The organism is Belnapia sp. AC561, assembly GCF_979252845.1.
Genome location: NZ_CEEDBP010000172.1, coordinates 1 through 281, shown reverse-complemented (window position 1 = coordinate 281; position 281 = coordinate 1). Strand labels below are relative to the sequence as shown.

Annotated in this window: 1 protein-coding gene; it reads right to left on the bottom strand. The window is 73.0% G+C overall.

The window, feature by feature from the left end:
- Positions 1-86 precede the first annotated feature (86 nt).
- Positions 87-281, bottom strand: a 195-nt coding sequence (locus AC0IW9_RS30620; protein ID WP_471652076.1) for a hypothetical protein, incomplete at its 5' end; no start/stop codon positions are given.

Below are 281 nucleotides of genomic sequence, written 5' to 3'. Positions count from 1 at the left end.
CATCGGGGGCGCGTTGGGTGGCACAGGCGGTCAGGCCCAGGCCGAGTGCCAGCAGCAGCGCGGCACCCCGAGGCAGGCGGGACCTGCTAGTCCGGGCAGCCGCGCTGGAGGAAACGGATATCGGCATCGGCAACTGGGTCTCCGATCTGGATGCGCTGGGTGATCAAGCGGCAACGCTGGGCGCCGGCGATGGACTGCGCGGAAATCGGCGCCGGCAGGTTGCGCGCTTCCTGCACCGCGGGTGCGGGGCGGCGCGTGGGGGTGGGGTCCGGGTCCTGACG